The 22,141-nt window shown below is 71.9% G+C and carries 22 protein-coding genes; 20 read left to right on the forward strand and 2 right to left on the reverse strand.

Going from position 1 to position 22,141, the window contains the following annotated elements:
- Positions 1–48 precede the first annotated feature (48 nt).
- From ACWCP2_RS23575 to ACWCP2_RS23660, 18 genes are all read left to right on the forward strand, one after another.
- The gene (locus tag ACWCP2_RS23575) at positions 49–471 is read left to right on the forward strand and encodes an acyl carrier protein (protein ID WP_250745298.1); all 423 of its coding nucleotides are present in this window, start codon (positions 49–51) and stop codon (positions 469–471) included.
- A gap of 131 nt (positions 472–602) precedes the next feature.
- Positions 603–1,370 (forward strand): SDR family NAD(P)-dependent oxidoreductase, encoded by a 768-nt coding sequence (locus tag ACWCP2_RS23580; protein WP_266914467.1) that lies wholly within the window; start codon positions 603–605, stop codon positions 1,368–1,370.
- 44 nt (positions 1,371–1,414) lie between these two features.
- Positions 1,415–1,867, forward strand: a complete 453-nt coding sequence (locus ACWCP2_RS23585; protein WP_450910549.1) for a 3-hydroxylacyl-ACP dehydratase — start codon at positions 1,415–1,417, stop codon at positions 1,865–1,867.
- Positions 1,864–3,141 (forward strand): beta-ketoacyl-[acyl-carrier-protein] synthase family protein, encoded by a 1,278-nt coding sequence (locus ACWCP2_RS23590; RefSeq protein ID WP_450910550.1) that lies wholly within the window; start codon positions 1,864–1,866, stop codon positions 3,139–3,141. Before ACWCP2_RS23585 ends, ACWCP2_RS23590 begins: the two co-directional genes overlap by 4 nt.
- Entirely contained in the window at positions 3,138–3,584 is a 447-nt protein-coding gene (locus ACWCP2_RS23595; protein WP_450910551.1) for a 3-hydroxyacyl-ACP dehydratase FabZ family protein, read from the forward strand. Before ACWCP2_RS23590 ends, ACWCP2_RS23595 begins: the two co-directional genes overlap by 4 nt.
- Entirely contained in the window at positions 3,581–4,870 is a 1,290-nt protein-coding gene (locus ACWCP2_RS23600) for a beta-ketoacyl-[acyl-carrier-protein] synthase family protein (protein ID WP_450910552.1), read from the forward strand. Before ACWCP2_RS23595 ends, ACWCP2_RS23600 begins: the two co-directional genes overlap by 4 nt.
- A gap of 34 nt (positions 4,871–4,904) precedes the next feature.
- Positions 4,905–7,271 carry a beta-ketoacyl synthase N-terminal-like domain-containing protein gene (locus ACWCP2_RS23605; RefSeq protein WP_450910553.1) on the forward strand — a complete coding sequence of 789 codons (2,367 nt, stop codon included), beginning with the start codon at positions 4,905–4,907 and terminating at the stop codon, positions 7,269–7,271.
- 2 nt (positions 7,272–7,273) lie between these two features.
- Positions 7,274–8,383 carry a 3-oxoacyl-ACP synthase III family protein gene (locus ACWCP2_RS23610; RefSeq protein ID WP_450910554.1) on the forward strand — a complete coding sequence of 370 codons (1,110 nt, stop codon included), beginning with the start codon at positions 7,274–7,276 and terminating at the stop codon, positions 8,381–8,383.
- 9 nt (positions 8,384–8,392) lie between these two features.
- On the forward strand, positions 8,393–9,271 hold the full coding sequence (locus ACWCP2_RS23615) for an ester cyclase (RefSeq protein WP_450910555.1): 879 nt from the start codon (positions 8,393–8,395) through the stop codon (positions 9,269–9,271).
- 121 nt (positions 9,272–9,392) lie between these two features.
- Complete coding sequence (locus ACWCP2_RS23620) at positions 9,393–10,385, forward strand: aldo/keto reductase (protein ID WP_450910556.1); 993 nt, start codon at positions 9,393–9,395, stop codon at positions 10,383–10,385.
- Between the two features lie 35 nt (positions 10,386–10,420).
- Entirely contained in the window at positions 10,421–11,605 is a 1,185-nt protein-coding gene (locus tag ACWCP2_RS23625; RefSeq protein WP_450910557.1) for an FAD-dependent oxidoreductase, read from the forward strand.
- A 60-nt stretch (positions 11,606–11,665) separates the two neighbouring features.
- On the forward strand, positions 11,666–12,325 hold the full coding sequence (locus ACWCP2_RS23630) for a thermostable hemolysin (RefSeq protein WP_450910558.1): 660 nt from the start codon (positions 11,666–11,668) through the stop codon (positions 12,323–12,325).
- Positions 12,315–14,027, forward strand: a complete 1,713-nt coding sequence (locus ACWCP2_RS23635; protein WP_450910559.1) for an AMP-binding protein — start codon at positions 12,315–12,317, stop codon at positions 14,025–14,027. The genes ACWCP2_RS23630 and ACWCP2_RS23635 overlap by 11 nt, the downstream gene beginning before the upstream one ends.
- On the forward strand, positions 14,024–14,965 hold the full coding sequence (locus ACWCP2_RS23640) for a TauD/TfdA family dioxygenase (protein ID WP_450910560.1): 942 nt from the start codon (positions 14,024–14,026) through the stop codon (positions 14,963–14,965). The genes ACWCP2_RS23635 and ACWCP2_RS23640 overlap by 4 nt, the downstream gene beginning before the upstream one ends.
- A gap of 28 nt (positions 14,966–14,993) precedes the next feature.
- Positions 14,994–15,563, forward strand: a complete 570-nt coding sequence (locus ACWCP2_RS23645; protein WP_450910561.1) for a cupin domain-containing protein — start codon at positions 14,994–14,996, stop codon at positions 15,561–15,563.
- 139 nt (positions 15,564–15,702) lie between these two features.
- Positions 15,703–16,170 (forward strand): ester cyclase, encoded by a 468-nt coding sequence (locus ACWCP2_RS23650; RefSeq protein ID WP_250745285.1) that lies wholly within the window; start codon positions 15,703–15,705, stop codon positions 16,168–16,170.
- Between the two features lie 163 nt (positions 16,171–16,333).
- On the forward strand, positions 16,334–17,842 hold the full coding sequence (locus ACWCP2_RS23655) for a DHA2 family efflux MFS transporter permease subunit (protein ID WP_450910562.1): 1,509 nt from the start codon (positions 16,334–16,336) through the stop codon (positions 17,840–17,842).
- 182 nt (positions 17,843–18,024) lie between these two features.
- Complete coding sequence (locus tag ACWCP2_RS23660) at positions 18,025–18,639, forward strand: dTDP-4-dehydrorhamnose 3,5-epimerase family protein (protein ID WP_450910563.1); 615 nt, start codon at positions 18,025–18,027, stop codon at positions 18,637–18,639.
- Between the two features lie 95 nt (positions 18,640–18,734).
- Here the strand turns inward: ACWCP2_RS23660 and rfbB are convergent, their stop codons facing one another.
- On the reverse strand, positions 18,735–19,730 hold the full coding sequence (gene rfbB, locus ACWCP2_RS23665; protein WP_450910564.1) for a dTDP-glucose 4,6-dehydratase: 996 nt from the start codon (positions 19,728–19,730) through the stop codon (positions 18,735–18,737).
- Positions 19,727–20,794: a glucose-1-phosphate thymidylyltransferase gene (locus ACWCP2_RS23670; RefSeq protein WP_450910565.1), complete on the reverse strand. Its 1,068-nt coding sequence runs from the start codon at positions 20,792–20,794 to the stop codon at positions 19,727–19,729. The genes rfbB and ACWCP2_RS23670 overlap by 4 nt, the downstream gene beginning before the upstream one ends.
- Before the next feature lie 152 nt (positions 20,795–20,946).
- Here ACWCP2_RS23670 and ACWCP2_RS23675 point away from each other — a divergent pair, with 152 nt between their 5' ends.
- Positions 20,947–21,591: a dihydrofolate reductase family protein gene (locus ACWCP2_RS23675; protein ID WP_450910566.1), complete on the forward strand. Its 645-nt coding sequence runs from the start codon at positions 20,947–20,949 to the stop codon at positions 21,589–21,591.
- A gap of 116 nt (positions 21,592–21,707) precedes the next feature.
- On the forward strand, positions 21,708–22,127 hold the full coding sequence (locus tag ACWCP2_RS23680; protein WP_450910567.1) for an ester cyclase: 420 nt from the start codon (positions 21,708–21,710) through the stop codon (positions 22,125–22,127).
- Positions 22,128–22,141: the final 14 nt, after the last annotated feature.

Raw genomic sequence — 22,141 nt, forward strand, 5'->3', positions numbered from 1 at the left:
ACGTTCTTTCCTCCCCTCCGCGAGAATCCACTTGAAAGGCAGCAAACGGTGCCCGAAACCCTGACCACCCTGTCGACCGACTACCTCCCCGCGGTCCAGGCCGCCATAGCCGACGCCCTCGGCATCGACGAGGCCGAGGCCGTTCCCGACGCGACCCTCCTCGGGGCGCTGGGTGCCGAGTCCATCGACCTGCTCGACATCCTCTTCCGGCTGGAGCGCGCCACCAAGGTGAAGATCACCGTGGCCGACATCGCCAACCTGCTCCAGGGCGGCATCCCGGACGAGGAGTTCGGCGACGAGAACGAGGTCGTCAACGACACCGGCCTGACCCACCTGGAGAAGGTCCTGCCGCAGTTCGACCGCAACCAGCTCGCGGAGCCGCTGACCGCCGAAGGCGTCCTCGGCCTGTTCACCGTGCAGAACCTCACCGATCTGCTGACCGAGCGCGCCCACGCGGCCGCCGCCGCCTGACATGCCCTCCCGCGTCCGCCCGGCCCCCACCGACGGGCCGGGCGGATGCGGGGTGGCGCCGGGGCCCGCAGGGCGCCCGACGGCCGCAGCAGCCAGGACGCCCACCTCGTAGCAGAAACGGGAAGAGACAGATGAAGCTGAAGGACCGCACCGCCCTGGTCACCGGTGCCTCGCGGGGCATCGGCCGGGCCATCGCCCTGGCCCTGGCCGAACAGGGGGCGGCCGTCGCAGTCAACTACCGCTCACGCCGGGAGGACGCCCTGGCGGTCGTCAAGGAGATCGAGGCGGCGGGCGGCCGGGCCGTGGCGATCGGCGCCGACGTCTCCGACCCCGCCGAGGCCGCGGAACTGGTCGCCGAGGCGATCCGTCAGCTGGGCTCCCTGAACGTACTGGTCAACAACGCGGGCACCAGCGACGACGGCCTGATCTACGATTCCGCGCCGGACGCCTGGCTGAACGTCATGAAGGTCAACTTCGGCGGGGCGTACCACTGCACGCACGCCGTCATGGAGCACTTCATGGCCCAGGGCGACGCCACCGTCGTCAACATCTCCTCCGCCATGGGCGAGCGCGGCTGGATCGGACAGTCCAACTACTCCGCCTCCAAGGGCGCCCTGAACTCCTTCACCCGCTCCGCCGCGATCGAACTCGCGCGGTTCGGCGTACGGGTCAACGCGGTCCTCGCCGGCTTCACCCCGACCGAACTGGTGGGCGAGGTGCTCCAGCGCGACGGCGGCAAGAGCATCAAGCGGCAGATCCCGCTGCGCCGCTTCGCCACCGTCGAGCAGGTCGCCGCCGCCGCCGTGTTCCTGGCCGGCCCGGACTCCGGCTACACCACCGGCGAACTGCTCACCGTCGACGGCGGATTCTCCGCCCAGCTCGGCATCGGCCGCCCGTAACGGACCGGAGGGAACGGAAGAGACCAGGAGACGAAGAGACGACCATGCGATTCCATCTGATCGACCGGATCGAGACCTGGACCCCCCGCGAGCGCATCACCGCCCGCAAGGTCACCACCGTCGGCGAGGACCACTGGCAGACCACGGCCGACGGCCCGGCACTGCCCTTCGGCCTCGCCCTGGAGGCCCTGTGCCAGTCGGCCACCTGGCTGATCATGCTCAGCACCGACCACAAGCTGCGCGCGGCACTGCTCGCGGTCGGCGAGGCCACCGCCCACCGTCCGGTGGTTCCCGGTGAGGTGCTCCGCATGGAGGCCAGGATCGAATCGATGAACGACGACGCCGCGATCCTGGACGGCACCGTCACGGTGGACGGCGAGACCGTCCTGGAAGCGAGCGGCATCATGTGCGCGCTCATCGACGCCGAGCGTCTCGACGACCCGGCGAACACGGCGCGCATGGCGCGACAGCTGCAGGGCGGAGGACCGGTCGGATGAAGCGCGTAGCCATCACCGGAGTCGGGGCGGTCACCCCCCTCGGGAACGATGCGGACAGCACCTGGGAAGGCCTGGCCACCGGCCGCAGCGGAGTGGGGCGGCTGACCACCTTCGACGCCTCCGGATTCCCGGTGCGCATCGCCGCACAGGTCAAGGACTTCGACGCGGCGGCCGCCATCCCGGCCAAGGTCGGGCGCAAGCACCTCTCGCGCGTCGGCCAGTTCGGCGTCGCGGCCGCCTGGGAGGCGGTGCGCTCCGCCGGGGTCGACGAGCTCTCCGAGGAGGTGTACGCCGCCGACGAGCGCGGCGTCGCCATGGGGGCCAGCGTCGGCCGGCCCGAGCTCCAGGCGCTGCTCGACATCGGGCACCTGCGGGCCACCACCGGCCAGGCGGACGCCTTCATCTGCCAGCCCCCCGCCCTCACCCTGACCGACGACCAGAACGTGCCCCTGGCCGCCATGGCCCGGATGGTCGGCGGCACCGGCCCGATGCTGGGCATCAGCACCGCCTGCGCCGGATCCGGGCACGCCATCGGGGAGGCGTACCGCGCCATTCAGGAGGGCGACGCGAAGCTGATGATCGCCGGCGGCTACGACTCGCTGACGACCTGGCTCGACCTGCTCGGCTTCAGCCTCCTGGGAGCCCTGACGGACCAGTACAACGACGACCCCGAGCACGCCTCGCGCCCCTTCGACGCGGACCGCAGCGGCTTCGTGGTCGGCGAGGGGGCCGTCGCCGTCATCCTGGAGGACATGGACGCGGCCCGCGAACGCGGCGCCACCATCCTCGCCGAGGTCCTCGGCTACAGCTCCACCCTCAACGCCTACCGCATCACCGACTCCCCGCCGGACGGCTCCGGAGCCATCCAGGCCATGGAGGGTGCCATCGCCGAATCCGGCCTGGGCACCGAAGGCATCGACTACGTCGTGGCGCACGGCACCAGCACCCACGGCAACGACCAGTCCGAGACCACCGCCATCAAGAAGGTGTTCGGCGCCGAGGCCCAGCGGATCGTGGTCAGCGCCCCCAAGTCCATGGCCGGACACCTGACCTCGGCCAGCCTCGGACTCGGCGTGCTCGCGGCCGTCAACGCGATGCAGCACTCCCTGGTACCGCCCACCCTCAACCTCGACCGGCCCGACCGCGGCCTCGACCTGGACTACGTACCGCACACCGCGCGCCCCATGCCGGTGTCGGGAGTCCTCATCAACGCCTTCGCGTTCGGCGGCAGCAACACCAGCATCGTCATAGGCGCCCCGCAGGAGGAGGCGTGAGCACCGCGACGCAGGCGGGCCCCCCGGCCACCGCGACCACGCCGCCCGAGGTCCCCCACGGCTTCGACCGGCTCGTCGAGCTCGTCCCCGGCGAACGGGCGGTCGCCGTACGCAACATCCCCGCCACCCTGCCCGTCTTCGACCACCACTTCCCCCGCCACCCCATCCTCCCGGGCGTACTGCTCCTGGAGAGCATGGCCGACCTGGCCAAGGCCGTGGCGGGCGGCGACCCGGCCGGATGGCGGCTCGCCTCCGTACGGGGCGTGCGCTGGAAGCACTTCGTGGCCCCCGGCGACCAGGTCGAGATCACCGTCGAGGTGACGGGCCGCACGCAGCAGACGACCGATGTACGGACCACCGCCCGCGTCGAGGGCCGTGTGGTTGCCGCCGCTCGCCTCCTCGCCCTGGTGAGCGCCGAGAAGCCCAGGGAGGGCACAGCATGAGCGACGACAGGCGGCGCGTGATGGTGACCGGCATCGGTCTGATGACCGCGATCGGCCAAGGCGCCGCACCCACCTGGGAGAACCTCCTCGAAGGCCGCAGCGGGATCGGCCCGCTGCGCGCCTACGACCCGGCGCCGCTGCGCACCGGCATCGGCGCCGAGATCCCCGACTTCGACCCCCGGCAATGGGCCGGCCGGCGCACCCTGCGCATGCTGTGCCGCGGCGACCAGCTGGCCCTGGCGGGCGCCACCCTGGCACTGCGCGACGCCGGCCTGGACGGCGAGAGCGACCTCGGCCAGCGCACCGGGCTGTTCCTCGGCAGCAACAAGGAAATGCCCCGCATGGACGAGCTGATCGCCCAGCTCCAGGCGGTCCGCGCCGAGGACGGCACCCCCGACCTGTACAAGCTGGGCCAGACCGCCTCCTCGGTGATCGCCCCGCTGTTCTTCGTCGAGGGGCTGCAGCCCGCGGCCGGCTTCCACATCTCCGAGAAGTACGGCATCCGCGGCGCCAACGCCTACTTCGCGGGCACCGCCGACGCCGGCGCCATGGCCATCGGCCGCGGCATGCGCACCGTGCGCCGCGGCGAGGCCGACATCGTGCTCGCGGGCGGGTACGACGACGCCACCGGCTGGTGGGCCATGTCCAAGATGGACGGCCTCGGCGTGCTGTCCACCCGCACCGACCTCGGCCAGGAGGCCTTCCGGCCCTTCGACCGGGACCGCAGCGGCTCCGTGTTCGGCGAGGGCGCCGCCCTCCTCGTCCTGGAGGAGCGCGAACACGCCCTGGCGCGCGGCGCCCACTGCTACGCCGAGGTCACCGGCTACGGCGCGGGCAACGACTGCGTCCGCCCGCCCAGCCCGCAGGCCAGGGCCCGCGGCCTGTCCCGGGCCATCGTCCGCGCGCTGGACGACGCGGGCGGCGTCTTCCACGACGGCGGCTACATCGCCGCGCACGGCTGCGCCACCGTCCAGGGCGACGCCAGCGAGACCCTCGCCCTGCACGACGCGCTCGGCACGTCCGCCAAGGCGGCGCAGATCAGCAGCGTCAAACCGCAGACCGGTCACCTGGTCGGCGGAGCCGGGGCACTGAACGCGGCCGTCACCGCGCTCGCCCTGAACTCCGGCGTCGTCCCCGCCACCCAGAACCTGCGCAACCAGGCCGACGAGTGCGACCTGGACTACGTACCGCTCACCCCGCGCGAAACGCGGCCCGACAGCGCACTGGCCCTCGCCCGCGGCCTGGAAGGCCAGGCGGTGGCCATCGCCATGGGGCGGGCCTCATGACGGACATACGGACACCCCCGGACGGAGAGCGGACATGACCGACGACGTGTACGAGCACGACACCGCGCCGGACGGCACGGGCGGCCGGACCCGGACCGTGGTGGTCTGCGGGGTCGGTGCCGTGACCGCCCAGGGAGCCACCGCCACGGCGCTGTGGGAGGGCGTACGGGCCGGCTACTCGGCCATCGGACCGGTGCGCGGCATGCCCATGGACGGCTACGGCACCGACATCGGCGGCGAGGTCCAGAGCGAGCTCGCCCCCGGCTACGACTACCTGGCCGCCTTCGGCGGACGCGAACGCGAACCCGCCGTCGACTTCGCGCTGGCGGCGGCCCAGGAGGCGCTGGAACAGGCGGAGCTCGGCGCGGTGCCCGCCGCCCGCTGGGGCGTCTCCTTCGGCTCCTGCAACGGAGGGCTGCGCAGCGCCGAGAAGCTCGCCCGCCGCGCCCGGGCCGGCGGCGCGCCCGAGGACGACGGCCGGCACTACCTGCTGGTGCCGCCGCAGGCCATCGCCGAGGCGCTCAGCAGCGCCTTCGGCCTCAAGGGGCCGTCCCTGTCGGTGAACACGGCGTGCGCCTCGGGCGCCCACGCCATCGCCCACGCCGTCGAGTCGATCCGCTCGGGACACTCCGACGCCATGCTCGTCGGCGGCAGCGACGCCTTCACCGAGACGGCATGGGCCGGCTTCACCAGCCTCCAGTCCCTGTCCAGCAAGCCGGCCGCCCCGTACTCCAAGGACCGCGACGGCCTCTCGCTGGGCGAGGGCGCGGGCATGCTCGTGCTGGCCGAGGAGTCGGTGGCCCGCGCCGCGGGCGCCCCGATCCTCGCCGAGGTGCTGGGCTACGGGCTCTCCGCCGACGGCTACCACGCCACCGCCCCGCACCCCAAGGGCGAGGGCGCGGCCCGCGCGATCCGCGGCGCGCTGCGCTCCTCCGGGCTCACACCCGAGGACGTCGGCTACATCAACGGCCACGGCACCGGCACGCCGAAGAACGACTCCGCCGAGAGCAACGCGGTCCGCGCCGCGCTCGGCGAGGCCGCCGAGAAGACCCCGCTGAGCAGCTCCAAGTCGATGATCGGGCACCTGCTGGGCGCCGCCGGGGCGGTCGAGGCCATCGTCACCGTCCAGGCGCTGGTCGAGCAGATCGCCCCGCCGACCGCCAACTTCACCGGCGTGGACCCCAAGTGCGGCCTGGACGCGGTGCCCGACGCCGGGCGCCCGCACGCCATGGACGCCGCGCTGTCGAACAACTTCGCCTTCGCCGGGGCCAACGCCTGCGTCGCCTTCGGCCGTCCCGACGGCCGGCGCTTCACCGCCGAGGTCCCGCCCGCCGCGGAGAAGGTGGTCGTCACCGGCTTCGCCGCGATCACCGCGGCCGGTACCGGCGCCGACGCCCTGTGGCGGGCCTGGAGCGAAGGCAGCCCGCTGGGCGCCGACGAGGACGGACTGCGCGTGGCGCGCGCCGACTTCGACCCGGCGGCGCACACCACGCCCGCCGAGCGGCGCCGCGTGGACCGCCTCGGCCAGCTCGCCGTGGCCTCCTGCCGCGTCGCCCTGGAGCACGCCGGGCTCACCGCCGACGAGCGGGTCGGCGTCGTCCTGGGCACCGGGCTGGGCCCGATGCGCAGCATCGAGGACTTCCTGCAGCCCGTCCTCGACATCTGCCCCTCCTACGGCAGCCCCGCGGTGTTCCCCAACACCGTCTTCAACGCCGCCGCCGGCCAGGTCGCCATGAACGTCGGCGCCAAGGGCCCCACCTCCACGGTGACGACCGGGCACGCGGCCGGCGCCTCGGCCCTGACCGTCGCCTACGACCTGCTGCTCCAGGGCCGCGCGGACGCGGTGCTGTGCCCGGCGGTGGAGGACCTCTCGCCGGGCGTACTGGAGGCCTACCGCGGCCTGCCCCTCTTCCTCGACGGTGGCTACACCCTCTCCGAAGGGGGCATCGCCCTGGTCCTGGAGCGCGAATCGACCGCCCTGGCCCGCGGGGCCCGGGTCCTGGCCGAGTTCGCGGGGCACACCACCACCTGCGACGCCCAGGGCATCGGCCGCTGGGACGCCGACGGCGAGGGCGTGGAGCGGGCCATGCGCGGGGCCCTGGCCCACGCGGGCGTCCAGCCGGGCGAGCTGGCCGGGATCTGGGCCAACGCGGCCGGCCTGGAACGCGCCGACGGCCCCGAGGAGCTGGCCGCCGGCCGGCTCGAAGGGGCGGGCTCCGTCCCCGTCCACACCCCCAAGCGGACGCTCGGCGAGCCGGCGGGCGCGGGTGCGCAGCTGGCGGCCGTCCTCGCCCTCACGGGCTGGGACAACGGCCTGGACAGAGGGCCGGTCCTCATCAACAGCTCCTCGCTCGGGGGGACCCACATCAGCCTCGTCCTGCGTCCCGCTACGGAGAACTGACCATGTCACCCAGCACCGACCGCCACGTATCGATCCTCGCCACCGGCGCCCACCTGCCGGGCGATCCCCTCGACAACGACGCCCTGGCCCGCGTCGCCGGGCCGCTGCCCGACGACGTCCTGGAGGGCATCCAGGTCAAACGCCGCCACTGGATGGTGGACCCGGTCACCGGTGAACACCGTACGACCACCTCCGCCATGGCCACCGCCGCCGCCAGACAGGCCCTGGAGCGGGCCGGCGTGGAAGCGGCCGAGGTCGACCTGATCGTGCTCTCCACCGCCAGCCCGGACTACCTCCTGCCGGTCGCGGCGACCTATGTCCAGGAGCAGCTCGGCCTGGCGGACTGCGCGGTGATCGAGGTCCGCGCCGGCTGCGTGGGCGCCGTGCAGGCCTTCGACATCGCCCGGCGCCTGCTGGCCGACGGCACCTACCGCACCGCCCTGGTCATCGGCGCCGAATCGGTCTCGCCGCTGCTCGCCCCGGTCTTCCTCGGCGTCGACCCGCACAAGGTGCGGATGCGCGACCGGCTCACCGTCTACACCTTCGGCGACGGCGCCGGGGCCGTGGTGCTGCGCGGCGGCGAGGAGGGCTCGGCCCACGAGGGCAGCCGCCAGGTGTTCGCCACGCGGTCCATGGGCGGCGCCCGCAAGCCCGGCATGCTCATCGTCGGCGGCGGCACCGACGCCCCGCTGCACGAACAGCAGCAGCGCAAGCGGCTGATGGACATCAAGCTCGACATCCCCGGCACCGCGCAGTTCGGCCCCAGGGTCTTCGTGGAGGGCATCCACGACATGCTGCGCCGCTCCGGGCTCGCCCTCTCGGACATCGACGCGTGCGTGCTGCCCGAGGGCAACGCCGAGTACTTCGCCAGCGAGTACGGCACCGCCGGACTGTCCGCCGAGGACCAGGTCACCCTCAGCAAGATCATCGTGGAGAACCTCACCGACGTGGGAGCCACCGGCTCCGCCGCGGTCCCCCTCGCGCTGGACGCCGGCTGGACCGAGGGCCGCATCCGGCCCGGGGACACCGTGCTGCTCCTCGCGATCGAGGCCAGCCGCTACCTGTACGCGGGACTCACCCTCACCTGGGAAGCGCCCTTCCCCACCAGTTAAGGACGGAACGTGTCGATACAAGAGACGGTGCGCAGCGCGGTGAGCGTGGAGGAGCGCAACAAGGAGACCATCCGTGCGGTCTTCGACATCTTCGTGAACCGGGGCGACTTCTCCATCGTCGAGAAGATCTACAGCCCCGGCATGATCGACCACCAGCCGCTGCCGGGCGCGCCCGAGGGGCTGGAGGGCGTCAAGTACACCATCGCGGGACTCCGCGAGGGCTTCCCCGACCTGCACGTGACCATCGAGGACATGAGCGCCCACGGCGATCACGTCGTCATCCACAACACCTGGCGCGGCACGCACCGGGGCGAGTTCCTCGGCATGCCGCCCACCGGGCGCTACATCGAGTTCCAGGGCGTGGTGGTCTGGCGGCTCCTGGACGACGGCCTCATCGCCGAACGCTGGGGCATCGGCGTCGAGTCCAACATGCTCTCCGTGCTCGGCATGCGCCGCCTGGCCCCCGCCTCGCGCACCGCCGCCCGCGCGTCGGCGCGCCGGAGCGTCGAGCCCGCCACCGTACTGCTGCCGCTGCCCGAGGGCGGCGCCGCGCGCTGGAAGGACGTACAGGCGGAGTTCTCCGGGCCGCGCCTGAGGGAGTACGAGGCCTCGCGGCGCAGGGCCGGCATCCTCCAGGAGTCCTTCGGGATCCAGCGGCTCGGCGACCGGGACGTGCTGGTGCACCGGGTGGAGGCGCGCGATCCGGCGGGAGCCGCGAAGCGGCTGTCGCAGTCGGGCGACGCCTTCGACGTGTGGCTGCGCGGGGCCGCGGCCGGGGCGCTCGGCGCCGACCCCTGGGTGGCGTTCGCCGCGGAGCACGCCGGGAACACGGCGGAGCGGGAGCACACCTGGTCCTCCGTCACGAGCGAACTGACCTCCGCCGTCTGACCACGGCACCAACGGGTTGCCGCCCTCCTGCGCCTCGGCCTCGAGGGCGGCTCCAGCAGCTCTCCAGTCTAGCTACGCTAGTATTACTAGTGTCGATAACTACCGCGGAAGGTGCATGATGATGCGGCAACGAAAGCTCGGCAGCCAGGGCCTGGTGGTGTCCGAGCAGGGTCTCGGATGCATGGGCATGACCTTCGCCTACGGTCCGGCCGACGACCAGGAGGCCCTGCGCACGGCCCACCGGGCCTTCGAACTCGGCGTGAACCTCCTCGACACCTCGGACTTCTACGGTCCGCACACCAACGAGGAGTTCGTCGCCAAGGCCATCGCGGGGCGGCGCGACCAGGTCGTCGTCGCCTCCAAGGTCGGCAACGAGGTCACCCCCGACGGGACGATCACCGGCAAGCAGAACGGCCGCCCCGAGTACATCCGCGCCTCCGTCGAAGGCAGCCTGCGCCGCCTCGGCACCGACCGGATCGACCTCTACTACCTGCACCGCGTCGACCCCGGCGTCCCCGTCGAGGAGACCTTCGGCGCCCTGGCCGAGCTGGTGGCCGCCGGCAAGGTCCGCCACCTCGGCATCTCCGAGGCGGCCGCCCCGACCATCCGCCGCGCCCACGCCGTCCACCCGCTCACCGCCGTGCAGACGGAGTACTCCCTGTCCACCCGCGACGTCGAGGTCAACGGCGTCCTGGCGACGGTCCGCGAGCTCGGCATCGGCTTCGTCGGCTACAGCCCGCTCGGCCGGGGCCTGCTGACCGGAGCCATCCGCAACCTCGACCACCTGGCCGCCCACGACTTCCGCCGGATCGCCCCCCGCTTCCAGGAGGGCAACCTCGACGCCAACCTGCACGTCGTCGAACAGCTGGAGGCCCTGGCCGCGGCCAAGGGGATCACCACCGGACAGCTCGCGCTGGCCTGGGTACTGGCCCAGGGCGACGACGTCGTCGCCATCCCCGGCACCAAGCGGGTCAGGTACCTGGAGGAGAACGCGGCCGCCAGTGCCGTCGCGCTGAGCGCCGACGACCTCGCGGCCCTCGACCGGATCGCCCCCCACGGCAGCACGGTGGGCGACCGCTACCCCGCCGGCGCCATGGCCACCCTCGACGGCTGAACCCGTCCATCCCACACGTGAGTGAGTGAATGACCATGGCGAACATCACGATCATCGGCGGCGGCCTGGCCGGCCTGGCCGCGGCGATCACCGCCGCGGAGAAGGGCGCCCGCGTCACCGTCCACGAGGCCCACTCGCACCTCGGCGGGCGCGCCCGCTCGGCCTCCGCGCCCTACGTCACCAACGACGGCCCGCACACCATCATGGACAACGGGCCCGTCTGGCACTGGCTGCTCCAGCGCGGCCTGGCCGGCCGCTACGTACGGCTGTCGTTCCACGAGTGGACCCGGATGCGCTTCCGCCACCAGGGCAGACTCCGGATGACCCTGCCGAACGGCTACATGAAGATGTGCTGGCTCCACCGGGACATCGAGGTCCCGATCGACCGCTCCTTCCAGGACTGGGCGAGCGAGCGCTTCGAGCAGCAGACCGTCAACGAGGCCCTCGGCTTCCTCGGCCCCATCCTCTTCGACGGGGACCCGGGCCGGCTGTCCGCAGCCTTCGTCTGGGAGCGGCTGCTGCGCGTGGGCACCCCCCGCTTCCCGCTGCCCAGCCGGTACTTCATCGGCGGCTGGGGCACCGTCGTCGAGCGCATGGAGCGGGTGGCCAAGCGGCACGGCGTCGTCATCGAGACCGGCTCGCGCCTCACCGAACTGCCCACCGACGGACCGGTGATCGTCGCCACCTCCCTGGCCTCCGCCCGCAGCCTGCTCGGCGACAGCTCGCTGGACTGGCCCAGCGGCACCTCCGCCCTGCTGGACATGGCCGTGACCCGCTCCAAGAAGGACGGCAACGTCTCCTTCGACATGGACGAGGGCGGCTTCACCTCCCAGTACTCCGACCACGACCCCTCGCTCGCCCCGAAGGGCGAGGCCCTCTTCCAGGGAGCCATGCCGCTGCGGCCCGGCGAGTCCAAGAACGAGGCGCTGGCCCGGCTGGAGAAGCTCTTCGACCTGACGACCCCGGGCTGGCAGGACCGCATCCTGTGGCGCCGCGACGGAGTCTCCCGCGGCCGCACCGGAGCCCTCGACCTGCCCGGCCTGAGCTGGCGCGACCGCCCCGCCGTCGACCGCGGGGACGGCGTCTACCTGATCGGCGACGCCGTCGCCGCCCCCGGCATCCTCGCCGAGACCTCGATCAACAGCGCCGTGCACGCCGCCGGACTCGCCGTCGCCGCCAAGCCGGTGACCCGGCGCACCGCCGTCGGCAGCCTGCGCTGACCACCCACCCGCTGACCACCCCACCTCTCCTCCCACTCCACCCTCCAAAAGGGGCGGCACATGAGAATCACGCTTTCCGAGCGCGGCACTCCCGACTGGCTGGTCGCCGCAGACCTGTCCCAGAAGGTGTTCGCCAAGCAGTACCAGGCCAGCATCGCTCCCGACCCGGACAGCTTCCTCGCCTTCTTCGAGGACTCCGAGGACGGCACCGAGGAAGCCCTCGCCTGCGCGGGCCTGACCTTCCCCGAAGGGGAGGGGAGCACCATCCTGCTGGAGCGCTATCTCGACGCCCCCGTCGAGGAGGTCATCAGCGCCTCCGTCGAGGCGCCGGTCAAGCGCTCCCAGGTGATGCAGGTCGGCAACATCTCCTCGGTCCGGGCCACCGCCGGCGCCGAGATCATCAAGGCCATCCCGCTGGTCATGGCCTGCCTGGGCCGGCCCTACGCGGTGATGACGATGACCCACCGGCTCGCCGCCCTGATGAAGCGACTCGGCGTGGTCTTCCACCCCCTCGCCGACGCCTCGCCCGACCGGCTCTCCACCGAGGAGGCCGCCACCTGGGGCTCGTACTACGAAACCCGGCCGATGGTCGGGTACGCCATAGCCGCCGAGCAGAGCACGCTGCTGCTCGCCGCGATCGGCCGCTACTGCTTCGAGACGATCGACATGCGGTTCGTCAGCAACCGCCCGGAGGCGAAGGTGCTGACCCGTGCCGCGTGACACACCCCGGGTGTCCCTCGCCGGGGGACTGCTGGAACAGGCCGGCAGCGACGCCGTGATGGTGCGCGTGCTCGCCTCCGCCGGACCGGACGGCGCCCCCGCCCGGCCCGCCGCCACCTGGAGCTACCGCGAGATCATCGGCGCGGGCCTCGTCTGGGCCGCACGCCTGGAGCAGTGGGCCGCGGAGCACGGCCGCCCCGCCCGGGTGGGACTGCTCGCCGAGAACTCCCCCGAGTGGGTCGTCGCCGACCTCGCCCTGCTGTTCGGCGGAGCCGTGGAGATCCCCGTCCCCACCGCCTTCACCGCCGAACAGGCCGCCTCCCTCCTGGAGAGCGCCGACCTCTGCCTCGTCGACGACAGCGGCGCCCGCGCCCTGGAGCGCTGGACGGCGGACACCACGGCGGACACGACGACCGCCGTCCTGCCGGCCGGCTGCCCCGTGACCCCCGTCGACCTGCCGGCCCTGCTGGCCGGGCCGCCCGCCCCGGGGCCCCGCCCCGAAGTCCCCGAGCAGGACGCCGTCGTCAAGGTCATCCACACCTCCGGCACCACCTCCGCCCCCAAGGGCGTACGGATCCGCCGGCACGGCCTGGACGAACTGCTGACCTCCCTGCGGGCGCGGGCCAGGCCCGCCCTCTTCGAGAGCTACCTCTCGATCGTGCCCCTGAGCCTGCTCATCGAGCAGGTCGCCGGGCTCTACATGCCCTTCCTCGCGGGCGGTTCGGTCTCCTTCCTTCCGCCCGGCACCGCCCTCGTCGGCACCGCCGCCGACGCCGGCCCCCGGATGCTCACCCTGCTGCGCCAGGCCCGGCCCACCGCCCTGGTCGTACCGCCCACGGTCGCCGCCCTGTTCCTCGCGCTGTGCGAGGAACAGCCCCGGGAGACCGTCCGCGAGCGGCACCAGCGGATCTTCGGCCACGACGGCCCGGTCTTCATCGCCTGCGGCGGAGCCCCCGTGCCCGCGGAGGTCCTGGAGCGCCTGGACGCGTACGGACTCACCGTCCACGAGGGCTACGGGCTCAGCGAGAACTCCTCGGTGGTCTCCTGGAACTTCCCCGGCGAGGTCCGCTTCGGCACCGTGGGACGCCCGCTGGACCACGTGAAGGCCGAACTGGCCGAGGACGGCGAGCTGCTGATCCACAGCACCTCCCTGTTCGCCGGGTACACCCGGGAGGACCCCTCCAGCGTGGTCGTGGACGAACAGGGGCGGCTGCACACCGGCGACCTCGCCGAGATCGACGAGGACGGCTACCTGCGGATCACCGGGCGCAAGAAGAGCATGGTGATCACCGCGAGCGGACGCAACGTCTCTCCGGAGTGGGTCGAGTCGCGCTACAGGGAACTCGGATTCATCCGCGAGGCCGCGATCGTCGCCGACGGGCTCGAACAGGTCCACGGCCTCTTCGTCGTCGAAGCCGGCCTGGACCCGGACACCGCACGGCGCCGGATCGAGGAGTTCGGCCGCGAGCGGCTCTCCGCCATCGAACGCGCCGCCGTCGTCCACCTCATGCCCGAGGACGACCCCGGGTACGCCACCTGCTTCACCGTCACCGGCCGCCCGCGGCGCGACGTCGTACGGGCCCACGTACTGCACCACCACACCGCACCGGACCGCACCGCATCAGACCGCACCGCATCAGACCGCACCGCGCCGGACCACACCGCACCGGACCACACCGAGAAGAACCTGGAGCACGCATGACCCCCGCGCTCACCACGACCGCCGTCGCGACAACCGCTGTCAGAACCACGCCCTACGGCACCGGCACCGGACTGCTCGTGGAGCCCGCCGAGGGCGGCAACCTCGCGGACATCGACCCGAAGGCCCTGCGCGACCTGCTGGCGCAGGCGGGCTTCCTGCTGCTCCGCGGCTTCACCGGCTCCGACATGGCCGGCTTCACCGCCCTGGTGCAGTCCACCTCCACCTCCACCACCCTCGACCCCGCCCGCGACTTCTACTCCGAGGTCGCGCAGAAGGTGGACGCCGGCTTCGACGAGGTCGGCCTGCACACCGAGAACGGCAACAGCCCCTTCCGCTCCCACCTGGCCTGGTTCTTCTGCCAGAAGGCCGCGTCCTCCGGCTCCCAGACCACCGTCTGCGACGGCTACCGCGTCTGGGACGCCCTCAGCCCCGCCGCGCGCGAGGCCTTCGCCGCGCAGGACATCGTCTACAGCCGCTACGTCGGCGAGGCGCAGTGGCGGGCCATGGCCCACCACCTGCTCGGCGGCACCACGCCCGCCGAGGAGATCGACGTCGCGGACCTCGTCGCGCTCGGCGACCGGACCCCCGGCACCAGGATCGTGGCCCAGGAGGACGGCGGGGTCCGCTACTCCTTCCGGACCCCCGCCGCCGGCCCCACCGTCTTCGCCGAGCGCCCCTCCTTCGCCAACAGCATCCTCGGCCCCTCCTTCAACTACGAGAAGCCGAGGATCACCTTCGCCGACGGCACCGAACTGTCCGCGCAGCTGCTGGCCGAGGTCGAATCGGTGACCGCCCGCCTCACGGAGAACCTCGACTGGCAGGACGGCGACGCCGCCCTCATCGACAACACCCGGGTCATGCACGGCCGCCGGGCCATCACCGACCCGAACCGCACGATCTTCAACGCCCTCAGCTACATCGAGGCCCCCGCAGCCTGACCCTCCGGACCGATGGGAGAAACATCCGATGGCACGCTCCGGAGACACCCTGCACATGGGGGCCGACCGGCTCACCTTCCTGGCCACCGCGGCCGACACGGACGGCGCCTACCTCGAAGTGGAGGTGGACTACGCGAGCGCCGCCCACATGCCGCCCGCGCACTACCACCCGAAGCAGACCGAGCTCTTCCGCGTCCAGAGCGGGCAGATCAACGTCCGGCTCGACGGCACCCTGCACACCTACGGCGCGGGAGCCGAGTTCCACATCCCGCCGGGCGTGGCCCACTCGATGTGGAACGACGGCCCGGAGCGGGCCCGGATGACCTGGCGCGTCACCCCCGCCTACCGGACCGAGCAGCTCTTCGAAACCCTGTGGGGCCTCGCCGGCGAAGGCCGCCTGCGCCCCGACGGCACCCCCTTCCTGCAGATGCCGCTGCTCGCCCTGGGCTTCCGCGACGAGTACCGGGCCGTCACCGGCCGCCCCCACGCGGTCGACATGGCCCTGTCCACCCTGCTCGCACCGGTCGGCCTGGCCTGCGGCTACCGCCCCACCTACCGTCCGCCGCAGCGCTCCGAGCAGAGCCGGACCGCGGCCTGACCGACCCGCACGTCCGCCCGTACATCCGCCCGTACGTCCGCCCGCACGAACCGGCATTCGAGCGGGACGCGAGGGCGCGCCGAGGCGCGCCTCCTAGCGTCAGCCGCATCAGAAGACGGTCAATGCGTGGAGGAATGTCATGGCCATGGAGCACGAGTTCATCCTGCCCGGTGCGGATCTGCCCCAGCCCGATGCCGACCTGCGCAAGAAGCGCGAAGCGGTCATCCTGGAGCACACGGTCGCCGAGATCGCCTGGGACATCGACGGTGTGCTCGCCACCTTCCCGCGCGGCGGCATCTACCGCATCCAGGCCTTCGAGGAGGGCCCGCTGATCGGCGCGGAGGCCATCAAGAAGGGCTACTTCGCCGAGCTCCAGGCCGCGTTCCCCAACCTGGAGCACGAGCTGCACCACGTGCACCACACCCCCACCGCGGTCATCCTCGAAGCGCAGGCGCGCGGCAAGCAGGAGGCGGACTGGCGGGGCATACCCAACCTCGGCAAGTCCATCGACGCCCCGGTCGCCGTCTTCTTCCACTTCGACGGCGACGTGCTGGTCGACGAGACCCTCTACTTCGACATCGCCACGTTCCAGCGTCAGCTCGGCTGACCCGGTACGCCCTTCGCGCTGACGCGGGGCCCCGTACCGAAGCCGGTACGGGGCCCCGCAGCGTTGCGGCGCCCGACCGGAACTCAAGTTGAACTTGAGGTTCCGTCCGTAGCGTCATGAGCGCCGGCTCGGCCTGTGTCACCCTCCAGAAAGGAAGCTCTGAATGAGCGCCGTCAACCCCCCAGCCTCGGGCGGTGGGAACAAGAAGGTGGTCTTATGGGCCATCCTCACCACCAGTGTCGCCTCCTTCATGGCGGGGCTCGATCAGCTAGTGATCATCACTGCGCTGCCGACCATCAAGGACAAACTCGGCGGCAGCCTTTCGGATCTGGAATGGACGGTCAACGCCTACACGCTGTCCTTCGCGGTGCTGATGATGTTCGGCGCCGCACTGGGTGACCGCTTCGGCCGGCGCAAGGTCTTCGTCCTGGGCCTGCTGCTGTTCACGGCCGCCTCGGCCGCCGGGGCGCTCGCCCCGGGCATCTCGGAACTGATCGCGGCGCGCGCCGTCCAGGGCGCGGGCGCGGCGATGATCATGCCGCTCTCGGTGACCCTGCTGACCGCCGCGGTACCCGCGGAGAAGCGCGGTACGGCCCTCGGTATCTGGGGCGCCGTCAACGGACTCTCGGTCGCCGCCGGACCGCTCGTCGGCGGTGCCATCGTCGAGCACCTCTCCTGGCAGTGGATCTTCTGGCTGAACGTGCCGATCGGTCTGATCCTCGCGCCGGTCTCGCTGCGCATGCTGGGGGAGAGCAAGATCTCCGGCTCCCGTCTCGACGTGGTCGGCACCATCCTCGGCGGCATCGGCCTGTTCGGCATCGTCCTCGGCATCGTCAAGGGCAACATCGACGGCTGGACCTCGCCGCTGGTGCTCGGCTCCCTGATCGGCGGAGTCGTCGTCATGGTCTTCTTCGTCCTGTGGGAGAACCACACCGAGCACCCGATGGTGCCGATGCGGCTGTTCCGGACCAAGGCGTTCACCGCGATCAACCTGGCCGGCACCCTGATGTCGGTCGGCATGTTCGGCGCGATCTTCCTGATGACCCAGTTCTTCCAGAGCATCCAGGGCTACAGCGCCATGGAGACCGGCGTGCGGCTGCTCGCCTGGACCGCCATGCCGATGGTCGTCGCCCCGCTCGGCGGCATGGTCTCCGACCGCATCGGCGGCAAGCCGGTGGTCACCGTCGGCCTCGCCATGATGACGGCCGGCATGGTCTGGTGGGCCTTCGTCCTCGAACCGGGCACCTCCTACGTCGCCCAGCTGCCCTCCCTGATGATCTGCGGCGCCGGTATGGCGCTGTTCTACGCGCCGCTGATGAACCTGACGATGACCTCGGTCAAGGAGCACGAGCAGGGCATCGCCTCGGGCGTCACCGCCGCCACCCGCGAGGTCGGCGCCGCCCTCGGCGTGGCCCTGCTGGCCTCGATCTTCAGCGCCAACGGCGGCTACGCCTCGGCGGAGAACTTCGTCGACGGCCTCGTCCCCGCCATGTGGGTCGGCGCCGCCGCGGTGGCCGCCGCGACCCTGTCCATGCTGATCGCCCCCGGCCGCAAGGCGGCCGGCCCGCCCGTGGCGCAGTCCGCGTCCCCGTCCGTCTCCCAGTCCGCCCCGGCGCCGGCCCCGGCCGCTCCGGTCGCCGCCGAGGAGTCCGCACCGGCCGCGGTGCGCTAGCCCGCAGCCCCGTACCCCGCAGCCCCGTACCCCGTAAGCACGTCGACGTCGACGGCCTCCGCGCCCGCGCGCGGAGGCCGTCGCCATGTCCGCTCCAGCCCGCTCCGAGCGGCGCCGGAGCCGGCCGTCACAGACTCTGACCGGCCCGCAGTCCACGACCCACGACAACGAACCGAGGAATCATGCCCATTGAGGAGATGAAGATCCAGGACGCCTTCCGGATCACGCCGTCACCGCTCTCGGACAACCGCGGCAGGTTCTTCGAGGCCTGGCGCATCGGCGAGCTGACGGAGCTGACCGGCCAGCCGTTCACCGTGCGGCAGGTCAACTTCTCGGTCTCCCACCGCAATACGCTCCGCGGCATCCACGGCACGCTGCTGCCGCCGGGCCAGGCGAAGCTGGTGACCTGCGTACGGGGCGCGGCCCTGGACGTGGTCGTGGACCTCAGGGTCGGCTCGCCCACCTTCGGGATGTTCGACACCACCCTCCAGGAGGCCGACTCGGGCATCGGCGTCTACCTCGCGGACGGCCTCGGCCACGCCTTCCTCGCCCTCACCGAGGACACCTGCATGAACTACCTCTGCTCCGAGGAGTACGTGCCGGGCACCATGGTGGACATCCAGGCGCTCGACCCGGAGATCGGCATACCGTGGAACAGCTCGGAGCCGTTCATCAGGTCCGAGAAGGACGCCGCCGCGCCGGGCCTCTCCGAGGCCGCCGCCCTCGGACTGCTCCCGACCTACCAGCAGGCCGTCGCGTCCTACGGGGCCTCCCACGCGCACCGCTCCACCGGCTGATCCGGGCGTACGAAGAGACGCGGCGGGCACGTACATCGCCCGCCGCGTCTCTTCGTCCCCGCGTACGTCCCCGCGTACGCCCGCCCGCCCGCCGGTCAGGTCAGGGCGGCCCGCTGCTGCAGCGGTTCCCACCAGGCGCGGTTGTCCCGGTACCAGGCGAAGGTCTCCGCGAGCCCCTCCGCGAAGTCCTTGCGCGGCCGGTAGCCCAGCTCGGCCGAGATCTTCGAGCAGTCCACCGAGTAGCGCAGGTCGTGCCCCAGCCGGTCGGCCACGTGCTCGACGCTGTCCCAGCCCGCACCGGCCAGGTCCAGGAGCAGGGTGGTGAGCTCCTTGTTGCTGAGCTCCGTGCCGCCGCCGATGTTGTACACCTCGCCGGGCCGGCCGCCGGCGCGCACCAGCTCCAGGCCCTGGACGTGGTCGTCGATGTGCAGCCAGTCCCGGACGTTGAGCCCCTCCCCGTACAGCGGGACGCGCAGCCCGTCGAGGAGCCGGGTGGCGAACAGCGGGATGACCTTCTCGGGGAAGTGGTGGTGCCCGTAGTTGTTCGAGCAGCGCGTGACCCGTACGTCCAGGCCGTGCGTGCGGTGGTAGGACAGGGCGACGAGGTCGGAGGAGGCCTTGGAGGCCGCGTACGGGGAGTTGGGCTTCAGCGGATCGGTCTCCGGCCAGGAGCCCTCGGACACCGAGCCGTACACCTCGTCCGTGGAGACGTGCAGGAACCGGGCGCCGCCGCCGGGGCGGCGCAGTGCCGCGTCCAGCAGGGTCTGGGTGCCGAGCACGTTCGTGGTGATGAACTCGCCGGCACCGAGGATGGAGCGGTCCACGTGGGACTCGGCGGCGAAGTGCACGATCTGCTCGTGCCCGGCGACCAGCTCCCGCACCAGTTCGGTGTCGCAGATGTCGCCCCGCACGAAGCGGAAGCCGGCGTGCCCGCGGACCGGGTCGAGGTTGGCGGGGTTGCCCGCGTAGGTGAGCTTGTCCAGCACCGTGATCTCGACGTCGCCCGGCCCCTGGGGGCCCAGCAGCGTACGGACGTAGTGGGAGCCGATGAACCCGGCTCCGCCGGTCACCAGGATGCGTGTCGTCGTCATGAGGATATCTGCACCTTGCTGTGGTCTCCGAGGACGAGCCGGTGGGCGGCGGGCACCGGCGGGGCCGGGGTCACCTCCGCGTGGCGTCCGATGATCGAGGCCTCCACACGGCTGACGCCGCGGACCGAGGCCCCGTCCAGGACGATGGAGAACTCGATCTCGCTGTCGACGATCCGGCAGTCGCGCGAGACGGAGGTGAACGGGCCGATGTAGGAGCCCGAGACCACCGTGCCCTGCCCGATCACGGCGGGCCCCACGATGCGCGAACCGGTCACCCGGGCGCCCTCGTCGATCTGGACCCGCCCGATGATCTCGCTCGCCTCGTCGACCTCGCCGAGGGTGTGCGGTTCGGCGAGTTCGAGGACGGAGCGGTTGACCTCCAGCATGTCGGCGACGTTCCCGGTGTCCTTCCAGTACCCGGAGATCGTCGTGGAGCGGACGTCCTCGTCCGTGTCGATCAGCCACTGCAGTGCGTGGGTGATCTCCAGCTCGCCGCGCCAGGAGGGTTCGATGGCCCGCACGGCCCGGTGCACGGCATCGGTGAAGAGGTAGACCCCGACCAGGGCGAGATTGCTCTTGGGGATCTCCGGCTTCTCCTCCAGGCCCACGACCCGGCCGTCGGGGCCCAGCTCGGCCACCCCGAAGGCCCGGGGGTCCGAGACCTCCGTGAGCAGGATCTGCGCGGCCGGCCGCTCCGCCTGGAAGGCCGCGACGAGGTCGCGGATGCCGCCGACGATGAAGTTGTCCCCGAGGTACATGACGAAGTCGTCGTCGCCGAGGAACTCGCGGGCGATCACCACGGCATGGGCCAGGCCCAGCGGCGCGGCCTGCGGGATGTAGGTGACCTGGAGCCCGAACTTCGACCCGTCGCCTACGGCTTCCCGGATCTCCTCGGCGGTGTCCCCGACGACGATCCCGACCTCGGTGATGCCGGCGTCGGCTATCGCCTCCAGGCCGTAGAAGAGCACCGGCTTGTTGGCCACGGGAACGAGCTGCTTGGCTGATGTGTGGGTGAGGGGGCGCAGGCGGGTTCCGGCCCCGCCGGAGAGCACGAGAGCTTTCATGGCACCGAAGGCTAGGAGCGGGCACTTGAGCCGGGATGGGGGACCGGCCGGGCGCACGTCACCCGGGCGCACGTCACCCGGACGCGGCGATGAGTTTTCCCGGTCCGCACGGTCTGGTCTCAGTACGGTCGTCGAAAACCCAGGAGGAACACGTGGCTCAGCTGCTGAGGGTCCAGAACTTCAACGTCTCCAGTGACGGGATCGGTGCCGGCGAGGACCAGACCCTGGAGAGGCCGTTCGGCCACGTCGATCCGGGCCGGCTGTTCGCGTGGGCCGGCGCCACGGCGAGCTGGCCCATGCGCACCGATCCCGGCGGGAGCCGCGGCCTGGACGACTACTTCACCCGGGACTACGACCGCAACATCGGCGCCGAGATCATGGGCCGCAACAAATTCGGTCCCCAGCGCGGGCCCTGGCAGGACCACGAGTGGCAGGGCTGGTGGGGTGAGGAGCCCCCGTTCCGCACCCCGGTGTTCGTCCTGACGCACCACGCGCGCCCGTCGATCACGCTGTCCGACACCACGTTCCACTTCGTCGAGGGCGAACCCGCCGAGATCCTCCGGCAGGCCCGGGAGGCCGCGGGCGGCAAGGACGTCCGGCTCGGCGGCGGGGCCACCACCATCCGCCAGTTCCTCGACGCCGACCTCGTCGACACCCTGCACGTGGTGGTCTCCCCGCTGAAGCTCGGCTCCGGCGTGCGTCTCTGGGATTCCCCCGACGAACTGCTCGACCGCTTCCACCAGGACGTGGTCCCCAGCCCGAGCGGGGTGACGCACCACCTCTTCTGGCGGAAGTGACGGCCCGGGCGGCGGGCCAGGCGTCCTCCAGAACGGCTCGACCGGGCTTGTGGATCCTCGGAGCGCCGACCATCCACCGGCCACCGGCGACGAGAGCCCGAGAGAGGCACCCCGATATGTCTGACAACCACCGCGAACTCATCCAGCGCTTCGTGGACATGATCAACAGTCACGACGTGAGCACCATGGCCGAGCACACCGCTCCCGGACACATCGACCACAACCCGATCGTCGCGGACGGCATCGAGGCGAACACGGCCTTCTTCCAGCAGATCTTCGACGCCTTCCCGGACGTCAAGATCATCGTGCACGACCTGATCGCGGAGGGCGACCGGATCGTCGGCCGCTTCGAGTACTCGGGCACCCACCAGGGCGTCTTCTTCGGCATACCGGCCACCGGCCGCACCCTGACCTTCCAGACGATCGACATCTGGCGCGTCGAGGACGGCCTGCTGGCCGAGCACTGGGACCAGCTCGACGTGGCGGGCATGTTCCACCAGCTCGGCGCCGACTTCTACGCGGGCCAGGGCGAGTAGTCGTCCACGGACGG

The organism is Streptomyces sp. NPDC002104 (assembly GCF_053593795.1).